Origin of the sequence: Paenibacillus sp. FJAT-27812, from assembly GCF_001273905.1 — a bacterium.
Lineage (GTDB): Bacteria > Bacillota > Bacilli > Paenibacillales > Paenibacillaceae > Pristimantibacillus.
Genome location: NZ_LIGH01000001.1, coordinates 1332976 through 1349385, shown reverse-complemented (window position 1 = coordinate 1349385; position 16410 = coordinate 1332976). Strand labels below are relative to the sequence as shown.

The 16410-nt window shown below is 48.8% G+C and carries 18 protein-coding genes and 1 pseudogene; 10 read left to right on the top strand and 9 right to left on the bottom strand.

What is annotated here, in order from left to right; genetic code table 11:
* Positions 1–18 precede the first annotated feature (18 nt).
* The 6 genes from ADU23_RS05695 to deoC all read right to left on the bottom strand — a co-directional run bounded on the left by ADU23_RS05695 (position 19) and on the right by deoC (position 5661).
* The gene (locus ADU23_RS05695; protein WP_053372862.1) at positions 19–1320 is read right to left on the bottom strand and encodes a pyrimidine-nucleoside phosphorylase; all 1302 of its coding nucleotides are present in this window, start codon (positions 1318–1320) and stop codon (positions 19–21) included.
* Between the two features lie 41 nt (positions 1321–1361).
* Positions 1362–2069, bottom strand: a complete 708-nt coding sequence (gene deoD / locus ADU23_RS05690; RefSeq protein ID WP_053372861.1) for a purine-nucleoside phosphorylase — start codon at positions 2067–2069, stop codon at positions 1362–1364.
* 21 nt (positions 2070–2090) lie between these two features.
* Positions 2091–3272: a phosphopentomutase gene (gene deoB / locus ADU23_RS05685; RefSeq protein ID WP_053372860.1), complete on the bottom strand. Its 1182-nt coding sequence runs from the start codon at positions 3270–3272 to the stop codon at positions 2091–2093.
* A gap of 18 nt (positions 3273–3290) precedes the next feature.
* Positions 3291–4472 carry a NupC/NupG family nucleoside CNT transporter gene (locus ADU23_RS05680; RefSeq protein ID WP_053372859.1) on the bottom strand — a complete coding sequence of 394 codons (1182 nt, stop codon included), beginning with the start codon at positions 4470–4472 and terminating at the stop codon, positions 3291–3293.
* 74 nt (positions 4473–4546) lie between these two features.
* Positions 4547–4942 (bottom strand): cytidine deaminase, encoded by a 396-nt coding sequence (locus ADU23_RS05675; protein ID WP_053372858.1) that lies wholly within the window; start codon positions 4940–4942, stop codon positions 4547–4549.
* Between the two features lie 50 nt (positions 4943–4992).
* Entirely contained in the window at positions 4993–5661 is a 669-nt protein-coding gene (gene deoC / locus ADU23_RS05670) for a deoxyribose-phosphate aldolase (RefSeq protein ID WP_053372857.1), read from the bottom strand.
* 397 nt (positions 5662–6058) lie between these two features.
* Here deoC and ADU23_RS05665 point away from each other — a divergent pair, with 397 nt between their 5' ends.
* The 4 genes from ADU23_RS05665 to ADU23_RS05650 all read left to right on the top strand — a co-directional run bounded on the left by ADU23_RS05665 (position 6059) and on the right by ADU23_RS05650 (position 8971).
* Entirely contained in the window at positions 6059–7096 is a 1038-nt protein-coding gene (locus tag ADU23_RS05665) for an NAD(P)/FAD-dependent oxidoreductase (protein ID WP_053372856.1), read from the top strand.
* Between the two features lie 8 nt (positions 7097–7104).
* Complete coding sequence (locus tag ADU23_RS05660) at positions 7105–7341, top strand: hypothetical protein (protein ID WP_053372855.1); 237 nt, start codon at positions 7105–7107, stop codon at positions 7339–7341.
* Positions 7342–7696: 355 nt separating this feature from the next.
* Positions 7697–8551 carry an ankyrin repeat domain-containing protein gene (locus ADU23_RS05655; protein ID WP_053372854.1) on the top strand — a complete coding sequence of 285 codons (855 nt, stop codon included), beginning with the start codon at positions 7697–7699 and terminating at the stop codon, positions 8549–8551.
* A 24-nt stretch (positions 8552–8575) separates the two neighbouring features.
* Positions 8576–8971: an ankyrin repeat domain-containing protein gene (locus ADU23_RS05650; RefSeq protein ID WP_053372853.1), complete on the top strand. Its 396-nt coding sequence runs from the start codon at positions 8576–8578 to the stop codon at positions 8969–8971.
* A gap of 89 nt (positions 8972–9060) precedes the next feature.
* On the opposite strand, the gene ADU23_RS05645 is transcribed toward ADU23_RS05650, so the two are convergent.
* Both ADU23_RS05645 and ADU23_RS05640 read right to left on the bottom strand, forming a co-directional pair.
* Complete coding sequence (locus tag ADU23_RS05645; protein ID WP_053372852.1) at positions 9061–9732, bottom strand: DUF2306 domain-containing protein; 672 nt, start codon at positions 9730–9732, stop codon at positions 9061–9063.
* A 144-nt stretch (positions 9733–9876) separates the two neighbouring features.
* On the bottom strand, positions 9877–10479 hold the full coding sequence (locus ADU23_RS05640; RefSeq protein ID WP_053372851.1) for a hypothetical protein: 603 nt from the start codon (positions 10477–10479) through the stop codon (positions 9877–9879).
* A gap of 362 nt (positions 10480–10841) precedes the next feature.
* Here ADU23_RS05640 and ADU23_RS05635 point away from each other — a divergent pair, with 362 nt between their 5' ends.
* The 5 genes and pseudogenes from ADU23_RS05635 to ADU23_RS32670 all read left to right on the top strand — a co-directional run.
* On the top strand, positions 10842–11267 hold the full coding sequence (locus tag ADU23_RS05635; protein ID WP_053372850.1) for a YciI family protein: 426 nt from the start codon (positions 10842–10844) through the stop codon (positions 11265–11267).
* On the top strand, positions 11264–12538 hold the full coding sequence (locus ADU23_RS05630; protein WP_053372849.1) for an RNA polymerase sigma factor: 1275 nt from the start codon (positions 11264–11266) through the stop codon (positions 12536–12538). Before ADU23_RS05635 ends, ADU23_RS05630 begins: the two co-directional genes overlap by 4 nt.
* A 100-nt stretch (positions 12539–12638) precedes the next feature.
* On the top strand, positions 12639–13079 hold the full coding sequence (locus ADU23_RS05625) for a YciI family protein (protein WP_053372848.1): 441 nt from the start codon (positions 12639–12641) through the stop codon (positions 13077–13079).
* 26 nt (positions 13080–13105) lie between these two features.
* A complete protein-coding gene (locus ADU23_RS05620; protein ID WP_053372847.1) occupies positions 13106–13447 on the top strand; it encodes a DUF1801 domain-containing protein in 342 nt (113 codons plus the stop codon).
* Positions 13448–13506: 59 nt separating this feature from the next.
* Positions 13507–13617 (top strand): annotated as a pseudogene (locus ADU23_RS32670) (carbohydrate ABC transporter permease); the annotation flags it as partial.
* A 120-nt stretch (positions 13618–13737) separates the two neighbouring features.
* On the opposite strand, the gene ADU23_RS05615 reads toward ADU23_RS32670, so the two are convergent.
* On the bottom strand, positions 13738–15345 hold the full coding sequence (locus tag ADU23_RS05615) for a glycoside hydrolase family 43 protein (RefSeq protein WP_053372846.1): 1608 nt from the start codon (positions 15343–15345) through the stop codon (positions 13738–13740).
* Between the two features lie 173 nt (positions 15346–15518).
* On the opposite strand from ADU23_RS05615, the gene ADU23_RS05610 reads away from it, so the two are divergent.
* On the top strand, positions 15519–16403 hold the full coding sequence (locus tag ADU23_RS05610) for an AraC family transcriptional regulator (protein WP_053372845.1): 885 nt from the start codon (positions 15519–15521) through the stop codon (positions 16401–16403).
* Positions 16404–16410: the final 7 nt, after the last annotated feature.

The window sequence follows — 16410 nt, the reverse complement described above, 5'->3', positions numbered from 1 at the left end:
GCTTATCTCCTTCTTAGCCTACTCGGTTACGATACCGTAGACGAGTACAGGAGGGGTTACCTCACTGCCAATGCGAATATTGTCGTAAATGATGCTCAGCACATCATCCACATTTTCGCGATTCGAGTGAATCGTAACGAGCGATTCGCCTGCTTTTACTGCATCCCCGATTTTTTTGTTCAGCATGAGTCCTACAGCCAAATCAATTTCGGATTCCTTAGTCGCGCGTCCAGCTCCAAGCAGCATAGCTGCCGTGCCGATCTCATCCGCTACAATCTCAGTTACAACGCCGTCTGCTTTAGCAGGCACTTCGATGAGATAAGCGGCTTGCGGCAATTTCTCTGGGTGATCTACGACAGACGGATCGCCGCCTTGATTGGCAATGAAGGCTTTGAATTTTTCCAGCGCTTTGCCGTTGCGGATAACTTCCTTCAACAGCTCTTCGGCTTCTTCTAGCGAGCTGGCTTTATTCGCCAAAAACACCATTTGGCTGCCTAGCGCAAGACAAAGCTCCTCCAAATCCTTAGGTCCTTTTCCTTGCAGCGTGTCGATTGCTTCTTTTACTTCCAGCGCGTTGCCGATTGCAAGGCCGAGCGGCTGGCTCATATCCGAGATAACCGCCATCGTCTTGCGGCCGACGTTGTTGCCGATGCTAACCATAGCGTGTGCAAGCTCTTTGGCATCCTCTACCGTTTTCATGAATGCGCCGGCGCCAGTCTTCACGTCCAGCACGATTGCATCCGAGCCGGCTGCAATTTTTTTACTCATAATGGAGCTTGCGATGAGCGGGATCGAGTTAACCGTTGCCGTAACATCGCGCAGGGCATAGAGCTTCTTATCGGCTGGCGTCAGGTTGCCGGATTGGCCGATGACCGCAATTTTATCCTTATTCACCAATTGTACGAATTCATCCTTATCGATCTCTACATGGAATCCAGCGATGGCTTCCAGCTTATCGATTGTACCGCCGGTATGTCCAAGGCCGCGGCCGGACATTTTGGCAACCGGAATATCGAGCGCCGCCACAAGAGGAGCAAGCACTAATGTAGTCGTATCGCCAACACCGCCTGTGGAGTGTTTATCAACCTTTACGCCTTCAATCGCGGAGAGGTCAATCGTATCGCCGGAATTCATGATTGCCATCGTCAAATCAGCGCGCTCGCGTTCTGTCATATCCTTGAAGAAGATCGCCATAGCCAAAGCGCTAACTTGATAGTCCGGAATTTCATCCTTCGTATAACCATCGATAATAAAGTTGATTTCCTCTGTTGTTAGCTCTTCACCGTCACGTTTTTTCTCAATCAGATCAACCATTCTCATATGTTTCTCTCCTCGCCTAATATCTATTTATGATTCCGTATTTATATGGAAATAACCGTTTCGAGTGCAACTTCCATCATATCGTTAAAGGTGCTTTGACGCTCTGCGGAGGTTGTTTCTTCACCTGTCAGCAGATGATCGCTCACCGTTAAAATAGTTAAAGCATTAGCGCCGTATTTCGCAGCAAGCGTATAAAGGGCAGTCGTTTCCATTTCCACGCCTAGAACGCCATGATCCATCAGCTTTTGCACAATGGCTTTATCATCCCGATAGAAGGAGTCGGAGCAGAAAATATTGCCCACATGCAGCTTTAAGCCTTTTTCGATACCGCGCTCGTAAGCAGCCTTTAGCAAAGAGAAGCTGCCGATTGGCGAGAAATCATAGCCGCCAAAAACATGGCGGTTAACGCTGGAATCCGTACAAGCTGCTTGTGCCAAAATAACTTCGCGAACGTGCACGCTTTCTTGCATAGCGCCGCAAGTGCCAACGCGAACCAAGTTTTTTACGCCGTAATCACGAATCAATTCATTCACATAAATACTGATAGAAGGGACGCCCATTCCTGTTCCCTGCACGGATATGCGCTGACCTTTATAAGTACCTGTAAAGCCCAGCATGCCTCTGACCTCGTTGTAGCAGATGACATCCTCCAAATACGTTTCAGCGATATACTTGGCTCTCAGCGGATCTCCTGGCAATAAAATCGTTTCTGCAATCTGGCCTTGCTCGGCTCCAATATGAATGCTCATAGTCATGCTCCTTCAACTTTGTTATTTTAGTTCTCCCAAAAAGCTAGTGCCGTGCGCCGGCATCGCCACTCCGAAGTTGTCTGCGATCGTCGCTCCAATGTCCGCGAAGGTCTCCCTCAATGGAAGGGCATGTCCGCCATGCTTAAAACGCGGGGAATAAACCAATAAAGGCACGTATTCGCGCGTGTGATCCGTTCCGTGATAGGTCGGGTCATTACCGTGATCCGCAGTGATTATAAGCAAATCCTGCTCGGTCATTTTCGCAAAAACCTCCGGCAGACGGGTGTCGTACTCCTCCAACGCTTGTCCGTACCCTTTAGGATCGCGGCGATGCCCATAGAGCGCATCAAAGTCGACAAGGTTCAAGAAGCTAATACCCGTAAACGATTCATCCAGCACTGAAATGAATTGATCCATGCCATCCGAATTGGATACGGTGCGCACGGCCTTTGTAACGCCTTCTCCATCATATATATCGGATATTTTACCGAGTGCGATTACGTCGAAGCTGGCATTTTTTAGTTCATTCATCACAGTAGACCCAAATGGTTTCAGCGCGTAGTCATGACGATTGGATGTCCGCTTAAAATGTCCCGGCTCTCCGACGAAGGGACGAGCGATGATTCTCCCCAGCATGTAGGGATCCTCCAGCGTAATTTCACGGCAGAACTCGCAGATTTCATAGAGTTCCTTCAATGGTACCACATCTTCATGGGCAGCGATCTGCAATACGGAATCCGCAGAGGTATAGACGATCAATGCGCCTGTCCGCATATGCTCTTCGCCAAGCTCGTCAATAATTTCCGTGCCGCTGGCTGGTTTGTTGCCAATTACCTTACGGCCTGTTTTCTCTTCAATCCGGTTAATTAGCTCCGGCGGAAAACCATCCGCGAACACGCGGAAAGGTACGGCGATATGAAGCCCCATGATCTCCCAGTGACCGGTCATTGTATCCTTGCCGTTCGACGCTTCCTGCATCTTCGTATAATAGGCAAGAGGCTTGTCTGCAACCGGAATCCCTTTAATTTCCTTGATGTTGGATAATCCGAGGACGCCCATGTGAGGCATCTTCAAGCCTCCAAGCTCACTCGCAATATGGCCAAGCGTATCAACATCGACGTCTCCGAAGCTTGCCGCATCAGGCGATTCGCCAATGCCGACCGAGTCCAGAACGATCAGGTGAATTCTTTGAAATTTGTTCATTGTATTAGGCTCCTTCCGTTATTTAATAAACAGTCCTGCGATGATGGCAGACAAGACGCTAACCAAAGTGGCCCCGTAAAGCAATTTTAATCCGAAACGTGCAACGGCGTTGCCTTGTTTCTCGTGCAGTCCTTTTACGGCGCCGGCGATAATGCCGATTGACGAGAAGTTGGCAAATGAAACGAGGAACACGGATACGATACCGACAGCGCGAGCGGACAAATCAGGATATTTTGCAAGCTCAAGCATCGCTACAAACTCGTTGGACACCATTTTTGTCGCCATGATGCTTCCTGCATCGACAGCGTCTTTCCATGGAATACCCATTATAAAAGCGATCGGGGCAAAAATATAGCCTAATATTTGTTGGAACGAAATGCCGATAATGCCGCTGAATAGCCCGTTGACCAAAGCGATCATCGCGATAAAACCGATCAGCATCGCAGCGACTATGATAGCGACCTTGAAGCCGTCTAAAATATATTCGCCGAGCACTTCGAAAAACGTTTGTTTCTCTTCTTCCTGAACCTCCAGAATATCGTCCTCAGGCTCAACCTTATAAGGATTGAGGATGGAAGCAATGATAAATCCGCCAAACAAATTAAGGACGAGCGCGGTTACCACGTATTTAGGGTCGAGTATTTGCATGTATGAGCCAACGATCGACATCGAAACGGTGGACATCGCCGAGGCGCAAAGCGTATATAAACGCTGCTTAGGCAGCAATCCGATTTGTTTTTTGACCGAAATGAACACTTCGGATTGTCCCAATATAGCGGACGCAACCGCATTATAGGATTCCAGTTTTCCCATTCCGTTTATTTTGCTCAAGACAAGACCGATATATTTGATGATAAACGGCAGCACCTTGATATATTGCAAAATACCGATGAGCGCCGAGATAAACACGATTGGCAGCAGCGCGCTAAAGAAGAACGAGAATTGTCCTTCGTTAAGAAGACCGCCAAACACAAAATCGATTCCCTCATGCGCAAAGCCTAGCAATTTCTCGAACATGCCGGAGAAGCCTTTAATCAGAATTTCTCCTATGGCTGTATTTAATAATGCATAGGCCAAAACCACCTGAAGGAGGACCATGATGATTAGCGGTTTGTACTTGATGTTCTTTTTGTTATTGCTGGCAACGTAAGAAAGCCCAAGAACAACAAGCAAGCCCAATATAGCGATTAAAAATTTCATTGTTCATTCTCCTAGTAAGTTAGTATAGTACGTCATGCTGCATTACTATAAAGCGCTTACAACTGAGCCGCCGCTTACTTTTTCATGTCAGTCGCTTGAAAAGCACCCGGAAGGAGTTGTGCCATCGTCCACTCTTCGGTATTGCCATGGAGATTCGTCAAATAAATCTTTGTATTCTCATCGCAAAATTCTGCTAATACCTGCCGGCATGCTCCGCACGGAGAGACAGGACCCTCGGTGTCTGCTACTACGGCGATTGCTTCAATAACGTGATCGCCTTCCGATACCGCTTTGAAAATAGCTGTCCGCTCTGCGCAATTCGTTAATCCGAACGAAGCATTCTCAATGTTGCAGCCCTTGTAAATACGCTTGTTGCTAGTCAATAACGCAGCGCCGACAGCAAAATGCGAGTAGGGAATATGAGCATGCTTACGCGCGTCAATCGCTTCTTGAATCAATTGCTCCTTCATCTTTCTTTCCCCCTGGAAAGCTGCTCCGTTAAGGAGCAGCACAATTTATTTTAGTAAGAAGAGGTCGATTGCTCGCCTTCCATAATCTTCACGCCTGAGCTGGCACCGATTCTGGAAGCGCCTGCTGCGATCATTTTTTCCATATCCTCAAGGCTGCGAATGCCGCCGGAAGCTTTAACGCCAAGCTTGTCCCCAACCGTTTTTCTCATAAGCGCAACGTCCTCGGCAGTTGCTCCGCCAGTGGAGAAGCCCGTTGATGTTTTCACGAAATCCGCTCCAGCTTTAGCTGACAACTGGGAAGCGCGGACCTTCTCTTCATCCGTAAGAAGCGATGCTTCGATAATAACTTTCACAAGCGCTTTGCCGGCTGCTGTATCAACAACGGCTTTAATATCTTTTTCCACCAATGCATCATTGCCATCTTTTAAGGCGCTTATGTTAATAACCATATCAACCTCAGTCGCTCCGTTTGCAATGGCATTCGCAGCTTCAAAAGCTTTAGTCTCAGTAGTTGACGCTCCAAGCGGAAATCCGATTACGGTACAAACCTTAACCGTGCTGCCTGCCAACTGCTCAGCAGAATAAGCTACCCAAGTTGGGTTCACGCAAACGGAAGCAAAACTATATTTTTTCGCTTCTTCCGTTAATTTTGTAATTTCAGCTTTTGTTGCATCAGCGCGCAAAAGCGTATGATCGATCATTCCGGACAAATTTAACATAGCCAGTTCACCTTCCCCTTATACGATTCCTCAAATGCAAGATTATAATATCATGGTCATGAACATATGTAAACCAATTGATGAACAAATGTTCAAACCTATTTTTGGCTCGCGTAGCTAATAAAGTCTTTCGTTAAAGTGATGACAAAGTTTTGAAGCAGGGAATTGCTGAGAGGTCTTAATATACCCCAAAGGTTAGCGGATCTTGCATGCAAGTTTGGCATATATGCTCTTCGTTGGAAGGAAATCGGGGTTGCTGGCGGATGAGGGGTTGACCATGCATGAGTTGAGTTTGTGCAAATTTCCCGTTTTGTTTGTCCATTGCTCTTGCGTGTGTTCCAATTCTACAATGAGTAGTGAGAATGAATCTCAAATACTTGTGCAGGAGGATATACTGTTGACGGAACAACTGCAACTCTATGATGTAACGATTATTGGCGGCGGCCCTGCGGGGATGTATGCTGCTTTCTATAGCGGAATGAGGGATTTGAAAACAAAGCTGATCGATGCGAACGAGAAGCTTGGCGGGCGGATGTTAATCTATCCCGAGAAGATGATTTGGGATGTTGGAGGCGTTACGCCGGTATTATGCGAGAAGCTGATCACTCAGCTGGAACAGCAGGCACAAACCTTTGAACCGACTATTTTTCTGGGCCAGCAAATACGCGATTTGGAGAAACAGGATGACGGCACCTATCTATTAGAGACGGTTACAGGAGAGAAGCATTGGACGCGTACCGTTATTTTGGCGATAGGCCGGGGCATTTTGAAGATGGCTAAGCTGGAGCTTGAGGGAGCGGAACGGTATGAGGTATCTAATTTACACTATACCGTACAGGAGCTTGAGCCGTTTCGAGGAAAGCGGGTGCTTATATCCGGAGGAGGGAATTCGGCTGTTGATTGGGCGAATGAGCTGGAGCCGATTGCGGAGCACGTTACGGTCGTGCATCGGCGCGACCAATTTGGCGGACACGAGAAAAACATTGCCAAGATGAACGATTCCTCCGTTGACGTGCGGACGCCTTACGAAGTTAGCCAGCTTTACAGCAGCAATGGCGAGATGATCGATCGCGTAACGCTGACTCATCTGGAAACAGGCGTATCCGAGCAGCTCGCGGTGGATGCGGTCATTGTTAACCATGGGCTGAAATCCGATTTCAGCGGGATTAAGGATTGGGGGCTGAGCATGGACGATTGGAACGTGTACGTAAATGCTAAGCTGGAGTCCAATCTGCCGGGCGTCTTCGCTGCGGGGGATTTTGCATATTACGACAGTAAGCTCAATCTCATAGCCGGTGCGTTCACCGATGCTGCACTTGCCGTTAACAGCGCGAAGCTGTACATGGACCCAGAAGCACCGAGAATGGCGTACGTGTCCTCGCACAACGAGCGTTTTAAGGAGAAGAACAAGGCGCTTGGCGTTGTTGAGGAGTAGTTGGATAGTTGAATAGAGGGATAGCTGGCCGCGCGTATGCTTGGGGCATCGGCATAGCCGCAACTGGTCGCCTAACCATGCTTCTACGCGAAAATTGCACACGCAGCGTCTATCGTCGGCAGCTGACTTTCCGCGCAGTAGACTTAACGGGAAAAACTCCCGTTATTTGTGGCGATTTTGAATTAAATCTTGAATTAGAGGGATTTTGTCCCGTTAATTTACTGTTTTTTATCAATATGGAGTAAAAGTGTTCCTATTAACGGGAGATTTTCCTGCTAAATGGTCTGTTGCCTATTTTTTGAACAATTAGATGGAGGTTTTCCTGTTATTTCTGTTCAATAGCTTGCAGGCGGGGAACGTATATCCGGTAATGTAGCAGCTGCGTGGCCTAAGTTACGGGAGATTAAAAGCTGATGGAGTATGGTATTAATCTATCTCTATTACGAAAACAGAGCATAGTGAGGGATAACCTCAAATGCTCTGTTTTTTGCATGATTTCAACTCGCATGTAAGCGGATAAAATAGATGTGGTAATTTTGGGTAAAATAGGATATTGTAATTGTGTAATAAAAATTACAGAAAAACAATGGGAGAAAATTGATGTCCAACAAGAAACAGAGCGTCGTTATTTCGATCCGGTTAGATGATATTTCGTTGAAAGCAGTAGACTTGCTTGTTGATTCAGGACTGGAATCGAACCGTTCAAGGGCAGTCACACACTTGATAAGCATGGGGATACAAGCCTCAGAGGAGCTGCTCCAGAAGGCCAAATCGCTTGCGGATAACGTGCAGCAGCTGCGAAATGAAATGATTGATGCGGTGAAGCTGAACAATCTGGATAAGGTGGCAGAGTTAATCAACAAGGACTCGTCGCTTGTTAATGCAAGCAACAATAACGGAGAAACGGCTGTATTGATGGCTGCCTATTACCGATCGAAAGAGATTAAAGACTTGCTGCTGAACAATGGCGCGGAGCTTACTATTTTTGAGGCGGCAGCTGTTGGCAATACAAAGCGGATAAAAGATTTGCTTGCAGAATCTCCTGAACGGTTAAGCAGCTACAGCGGCGACGGCTTTACCCCGCTGGGCTTAGCGGCTCATTTTGGCAACGAGGAAACGGTGAAGTTTCTACTGGACCAAGGCGCAGACATAAACGCGAGAAGCAAGGACGGGAATCTGAACAATATGGCGATCCATGCTGCGATAGCAGGCAATTTTGAGCATATTGTGAAGCTGCTGCTTGAGCATGGCGCCGATGTGAACGTGAAGTGTGAAGGAATATGGAGGCTAGGCTATACCCCTCTGCATGTAGCGGGACATTTTGGGAGAGAAACGATAATCACGATGTTATTGCTTGCAGGAGCAGATCAATCAGTTGTCAATGACGCTGGAGCAACGCCCTACGAATTAGCGAGGTCAAAGGGTCATCAAGCGTCCGCTGCTCTTTTACAATAAAAAACAGTTGAAGGAGATATTTTAATGGAGAACAAACCATCGATCCAGCCTGAATTAGTAAGAGAGTTTGTCGGCAATGCACACGGTGACTTGGAGCGGGTAAAAGACCTTCTGAAGCAGGAGCCGGGGCTCGTAAACGCTGCTTGGGATTGGGGCGGCGGGGATTGGGAGACAGGTATCGGCGCAGCGGCGCATATGGGAAGAAGAGACATCGCTCAATTTCTTATCGATAACGGGGCGCGCATTGATCTATTTGCGGCGGCAATGCTAGGGAAGATTGATATTGTGCGGGCTATGCTTGCGGATAATCCCGGCCTTGTTAATGCAAAGGGTGCCCATGGGATTCCATTGATCGTTCATGCGCAGCAGGGCGGGGAAGAAGCGGCACAAGTTCTTGAATTGTTGAGCCAGTTTAAATGATCTATGCAATAGCGGTAATGGTCTCTAAACCAACGGTTTAATGAAACAAAAAGGATGCCTTGCGAATTGATCCCGCAAGGCATTTCTGTTTATAGCCTTGCATGCTGGCGCGGCTGCGGCATACGGCTTTTAGGCTTCTTTTTGTTGAAGAGAAGCTCTACGAACAATAGATTCGGCACCCAGCAAAGCCACGCAATAACGATGAAGGTATCGTTCGTATCGGTAAGGCCGAACAGTACCGCTGCAAGCGCAGTATAAATGCGGAGCGTGATTGCGGCGCAGGTGAGCGCATAATTTCGAATCATCCACCGTCCATGCTCGGCAGGATCACGGTTAACGATGATGCTTTTTAGGCTGCGGAACAAGCTGTATAACCAAGCAAGAGAAAGCGCGCCGAAGCCAAGCTTTGCGATCCAGACGCCTTCTGCATAAAAGGCTAAGTACAGGCCGGTAATTCCGCCGATAACGATCATCATGGAATAGACGTAGCCGATCAAGCGGTGAACGTTCGGCGATCTATGGCGAAGCCGCTTAATGAGCTGGAGCCAGCCGATAGCAAGACCGATCCCGGCAGAGACGGCATGCGCCCATAGGACAGTGAGCCACAAATCAGGCAGGCTTCCTTTTTCAGAAACGAACGGCTGATCCTCGATGCCATCAGGGGATCCGTAAAACACCAAGGCGTATGCCCCGACGGCTAAAGCCAAAAAAGCTAATACTGCTAATGCCCACGTACGACCTGCTTTTCCTCGTGCACTCATTTATCCAGCCCCCATGATTAACGGTCATTTATTACTAAAAGTAATTTACCATTATGGAGTTTGACCCTCAACTGGCTTCCGGCTGAGCCTACTCTCCGTCGGAGGTCGGATGAAGAACATTATTTTGGCTGTTATTGCATTCCTTTAAGCGCCGGTAAGAGCTTCGGGCAGCTCTCGCTCATAGTTTTTATACATGATATACCTCTGTATGCCCTTGCAGCTGTCTAAGGATTGCCTTGCCAGTGCAGCCGCTTTGTGCCGGTTCCCGGCACGCATTTCAAGCTCATAGAGCAATGCGTCTCTCATCCATGGCTTTGCTGCTTTAGCCGCAGTTGCTCGAGCAAGCTCCAAATTGCCTTCCTCAAGATGAACAAAGGCTTCATAATAGTTGCGGTATTTCTCAGAATGGATATGAGGAAGCTGCTTCTTCATGGAAGCGGCATCCTTGTGGTATAAATCATACATCACTTTGTATAGCGCTTGGCGTTGCGGCTGCTTATATTTGCTAAGCATATGCTGAAATAGATGTTCAATTTCTTCATCTCTTCTGTTGGCAATAGCATAATAAAGATACATATGTGATTTTTTTCTTTGTTTGCTCAAATATTTTTCCAGCCGCGCTATATTGGTTTCAAACAAGAACATATGCAAGACAGGAAGGCTGAGGAATAGGCCTGCAATGAGTATAGCGGCAGCGAGGATGTAGATGAGCTTAATGTCAATCGATGCTAGGACTAAGCTAACCATAAAAATGAGCACATAAATACTAGTGGTACGGACTGGCGAATGAATAATGAAACACTCCTTTTTTTGATGCTTCTAAAGTTATTTTCCATTTTTTATTATATCATGTCATTTATATGTGGTCTTCTAGTCTCATTATAATCTTTACAGATTAAGGAGCCTGTACAAGGAATTATACTTGCAAATGACGAATGAATAACCGAGCTGCGGATGCAGCAAGCAACTTGGCGAAAATAATAAAACTTTTATAGCGCGTAATGTCGATTTCTATTGTTACGATTCGTCGTTCAAGTAGGAGCGGGATTAACGGCAAGCTTAGAGCGAATAATCTGGGTCTCCATAATGAACGCAGGAGGGAAATGTATATGCGATTTATGATGATTGTAAAAGGTACGAACGATTCCGAGGCAGGTGTTATGCCAAGCCAAGAGCTTCTTGAAGCGATGCTGCGGTACAACGAAGAACTGGCTAAGGCAGGTGTGCTGCTTGCTGCCGATGGTCTGCATGCAAGCTCGAATGGCATACGGATATCTTATCCTGAGCCTGGCGGCAAACCGAAAGTCATTGACGGTCCATTTACCGAGGCTAAAGAAATAATTGCCGGCTATACGCTAATTGAGGTCAAATCAAAAGAAGAAGCGATTGAATGGGCGATGCGCATGCCGGATCCGCACGGAAATGGCGAAGGGCAAATCGAGCTCCGCCAGATTATTGATGCGCCGGAATTGACGCAGCACCCGGAAACGCTGGCGATGCTTCGCGATCAGATGGACCGGCTTAAAAACTCGTGAACGGTTCCTCGGTCCAGCGTACAATTGATGCCATCTGGCGGATCGAATCGGCCAAGCTAATCGCCGGGCTGGCGAGGATGGTGCGCGATGTTGGTCTCGCGGAAGACCTTGCGCAGGATGCGCTGGTCATTGCATTGGAGCGGTGGCCGAGTACCGGCATTCCCGATAATCCCGGCGCATGGCTCATGACTGCGGCGAAGCGCCGTGCAATCGATATGATGCGCAGGAGCAAGCTGCGTGACCAGAAATATGAAGAGTTTGGTCGCGGCAATGACTTGTACGCCGAAGACGACGTGGACCTTGCAATGGATGGAGAGGTTGGCGATGATCTCCTTCGGCTGATTTTTACAACCTGCCATCCGGTTTTGTCGAAGGAGGCGCGGGTCGCTTTGACGCTGCGCCTGCTTGGGGGTCTTACGACCGATGAGATTGCACATGCTTTCCTTATTGGTGAATCAACGATCGCGCAGCGGATCGTTCGGGCGAAACGTACGCTTAGCGCGTCTCGGGTTGCCTTTGAGGTTCCCGTAGGCGAGGAACTTAAAGAACGTCTGTCAACCGTTCTCGAAGTGATCTATTTAATGTTTAATGAGGGTTATACCGCGACTTCTGGAGGCAGCTGGATACGTCCGCTGCTTTGCCAGGAGGCGCTTAGATTAGGACGCATTCTAGCGGAAATCGCAGCTGGAGAGCCGGAGGTTCAAGGCTTGGTTGCCTTGATGGAAATCCAATCGTCACGGTTCAAAACGCGGGTAAGCGCCGCCGGAGAGCCCATTCTTCTGATGGATCAAAACCGTGCGTTATGGGATCAGCTGCTGATCCGCCGCGGCTTGGCCGCTCTAGAGCGTGCAAGGAAGCTCGGGCGTCCGCTCGGCCCTTATGCGCTTCAAGCTGCGATTTCCGCATGCCATGCTCAGGCTCGTACGGCATCCGAGACCGATTGGGCCCGGATTGCTGCCCTTTACGAAGCTTTATCGCGCGTAATGCCATCGCCTGTCGTCGAATTAAACCGGGCTGTGGCGATCGCCATGGCTTTTGGTCCTGCTTTTGGCCTTCAAATTGTTGATGAATTGACCGCTGAACCATCGATGAAGGAGTACCATCTGTTGCCGAGCGTACGCGGTGATCTTCTGGCCAAATTAGGCCGTATCGACGAAGCCCGTTTCGAATTCGAACGCGCGGCATCGCTGACACGCAACACGCGAGAGCAAGAGCTTCTGCTGAAGCGCGCTGCGGAATGCATTTCAACGGATTCGGATCTCAAAAAATAGTTAGCACGGCCTTGTCGATTATGATTCCTCCCGTTCGTCGTTTAAGTAGAGGCGGGCTCAAGGCGGCCCGGACTAATCAAGCTGCCGGGAGGGAACATGAATGCGATATATGTTGATTGTCAAAGCGACCAAGCATTCTGAAGCGGGCGTGAAGCCAAGCCGAGAGCACATTGAGGCGATGGCTGCTTATCATGAATCGCTGGCAAGAGCGGGCGTGCTCATCGCGTCCGAGGGTCTGCAGCCAAGCTCGAGCGGGCTGCGGTTCACGTATTCGTTGCACGGCGAGATGCCGGTTGTAACGGTCGGACCTTTTGCTAGGGAGAAGGAACTTGTTGCGGGGTTTACGCTGATTGACGTGAAGTCGGAGGATGAAGCGATCAAATGGGCGAAGCGAATGCCGAATCCAAGCGGCTCGGGCCAAGGCGAGGTTGAGCTTCGCGGACTTTTGGACGATGAAAATCTGCTAAATGCTTCAGCAACTACGGCTTTGGAGTCGGATCTGCGCGATCAAATCGATATGCTCAAAAAAATGATACCTTGATTTCAATCGAAGAGGAGAGAGAAAACATGAACCAAGAAGTAACGGATTTTATCGAGGCGGTAAAAGAGCCATGGCAGGGTGAGCTGTGCTCCCGCCTGCGCGAGGTTGTCCACGGAGCCATTCCTGACGTTCAGGAGCGCATTCAGTACAAAAAACCTCATTTTTTGAAAAATGGAAAATACGCTGCTGTTATTTCAACGTCCAAAGACGCAGTAAGCTTTACGATCTTTAATGCGAGCGACCTCACGCTGCCGGAAGGGCTGTTCGATGGTCCTCCGGAAAGAAAAACGATCAAGCTGCGCCAAGGGAACACGGTTGATTCCGATCAGCTTTCTTCGCTCGTAAGCCAAGCCTCCGCAGCTTTATAAGAACGGTTATTGAGCATGCTGCAATAAGCGAATATGGCAATCGACAAGCGTTCGGAGAGGGCGCAATCGGCGCGACGCTTATGATCAGCATTTTGCCGATACTGGTCGCGTTCCTATTCCTGAGTGACCGCATCGTAGAAGGCATTGCTGCGGGCTCCGTTAAAGGGTAACGCAAAGAACCTCCAATCACTTTTTAAGTGCTGCCGGAGGTTCTTTCCTGTTCGTAAGCGGTAGAAAATAAGAAAGTCCTCCGGAGAGCCGAACCCTTCCAAGAGGACTTTCTTCATTCATTAATGGTTTTCATAGATGAAATAATCGAAGTCTGCATGGTAGCCGCGGCCGGACGTATCCTGGCACTGCATGCCGACGAACGCGCCTGTAAAGAAGCCGCCGCCCTGAATGTAATCATCCGAGAGCTTATATGACTCGAAGTTTACAGGAAGGCGGGTCCAGCTATTTCCATCGAGCGAATACGAGTAATAATACAACGTATTCTCCGTATCTACACGCAGATAAACGTAAGCGGCATCATCCGGCAGAGCAATTTCATTGCCGCGAAGAGGCTCCGAGAAAGAGAAATTATCGCAAGCGACAAGCTGCAACATTCTGCCCTTTTCTTCATTCCACGATATCTGGCATGATGTCCAGTTTTGCGTATTGTAGTAGTTGACTAGCCCGGCCGATTGCTGGAAGGTCGTTGGATGGAAAGCAACCTTCGTCTCTGCCGTAAAGTTAAAATGCTGCCAGCGCCTTGCGATAAACGCTTGCGTGAATTTGGAGGTCAGCGATTCTTTGCCGTATAGACGCAGATGACCAGGGTTGTCGCTCAGCGATACGATCTGATTTCCGAGCGGGATACGCAGGCTTTGGAAATGCGGATTTAAAGTGCCGCTGTCAAAGTCATCTTTGACCGGATAATCAGGCTCCCATTGCACCTCTGGAAGGTTTGGCCCTTCAATAACCAGCGAAGGCTGATTGCCGCCAACAACGTATGGCCATTCATCTCGCCATTCAACCCGCTGAATTGCTGTCTCCCTGCCGAGCGGGCAGTAGCCGCGTGGATCCAGCAGAGGTGCACCTTCTATAGAAAGCGGCCGTCCAACCAAATGCACCAAAAACCACTCATCGGTATGCGTCTGGACGATAGAGGCATGACCGGATTTCTGAAGCGGGATGCGCGGTGCATGGAATGAGGTGATCAACGGATTTTCGGGATGAACTTCATAGGGGCCACGCAGCTGCTTGGACCTTGCGATCGTGGCTTGATGTTCATATTTGGTGCCGCCCTCAGCCGTAAGCAAGTAGTAGTAGCCATTGATTTTGTACAGGTGAGGCGCTTCGGTAAGTCTAACATCCGTTCCTTTGAAAATAATTTCCGGTTGGCCGACCAGCTTCTGCTCGCTGACGCTGTATTCTTGGAGCAGGATGCCGTTGAAATTGTGATGTCCGGCGCGGTGATCCCACATCATGTTTACAAAATATTTCCTGCCGTCCTCATCATGGAACAAGGAGGGGTCAAAACCCGAGCTGTTGACATGAATCGGCTCCGACCACTCGCCATCGATCGTGTCGCAGGTGACCAAATAGTTATGGCAGTCCTTCCATTGTCCTTCGGTTACTTTAACATCGGTATAGATGAGCCAAAATTTATTGTCGCTGTATGATAGCGCAGGAGCCCAAATGCCGCCGGAATCCGGATTGCCCATCATATTGAGCTGGCTGAGCCTGTTTAGAGGCCGTGATGCGAGCCTCCAGTTTTTCAAGTCTTTGGAGTGGTAGATCCCAACGCCGGGAAACCATTCGAAGGTCGAAACCGCAATGTAATAGTCCTCGCCTGCACGGCAAATACACGGATCGGGATTAAAGCCTGTCAAAATCGGATTTTGAATAGCGGTCATATGTTTTCTCCTTTGTGAAAAATGATGTAAGGCATTCTGGAAGACGAATGTACGTTATTATAAAAATATGATAGCAATGATAATGATCGGTTCCCATATCCATAGCATGTTGATATTTACCCAAATCAATCATCTTATATAAGCTCGCAAATGAAGAAGGAGGCTGCTTGTTTATGCCGGCAAAACTAGAACCCGTAAGAAAGGAATTTATGCTGCCAGATATGGATTCCACCTTTCGCGTATTCGCGGCGCATTGGCGAACCGTTGACCCTGACTGGAAGTATCCGCTCCATAAGCATCCGCTCTTCGAGGTGAATCTTGTGTTGTCAGGCGTACAGGAAATGACGGTCAATGGAGTGGCTTACGTGCAAAATTCCGGGGATCTTATGCTGCTCAACCCGGGGGATAATCACGGGAGCAAAGTGGTCGGCGGCGAAGAAATGACGTATTATTGCTTGCATTTTGATGTGGATGAACGGTCCTTCCGCGAGCTTCTGGTCCGTAACAGCCGCTGCTTTCATGAGTCTGGAAGCGAACTGGCTGTCGCGATAAAGCCCGCGCTGGATAAAATTATGGCGTTAACTTCTAAAGAGGCGGCGGGGCGGGTTGAATCTCGCATGAGTATTTTGTCCGCATTGTTTGAGCTGTTCGCCGGCTTAAGCGGTACCTTATCGGAGCTGAACCGTGATGCTGCCGGAGCGCGCAAGTCAGCAGCAGCCTCGCAGATTGCAGTTAAGCTGGAGCAGGCGGTAGAGAGCGCGGCAAACGGCGGGGAGAAGGATAGCGAGATGGACACCATTAGGTCGATTGCGGCGTCGGTGGGCTACAGCATGTCGTCGGTCAATCGGATGTTTACCCATGTCTATGGCGTATCCCCGCGGCAATATTTATCCCAATTAATACTTAAAAAAGCCAAGCTGCTGCTGATGGACCCGGACGCAAGCGTCGAATCGATATCAGCAAAGCTTGGCTATCATAATATGGCTCACTTCAGCAGGCAGTTCAAGCGCTGGACCGGGGAGTCGCCGAGCAGTTTCCGCGGTCGGCTTCATGAATAGAAGGGGA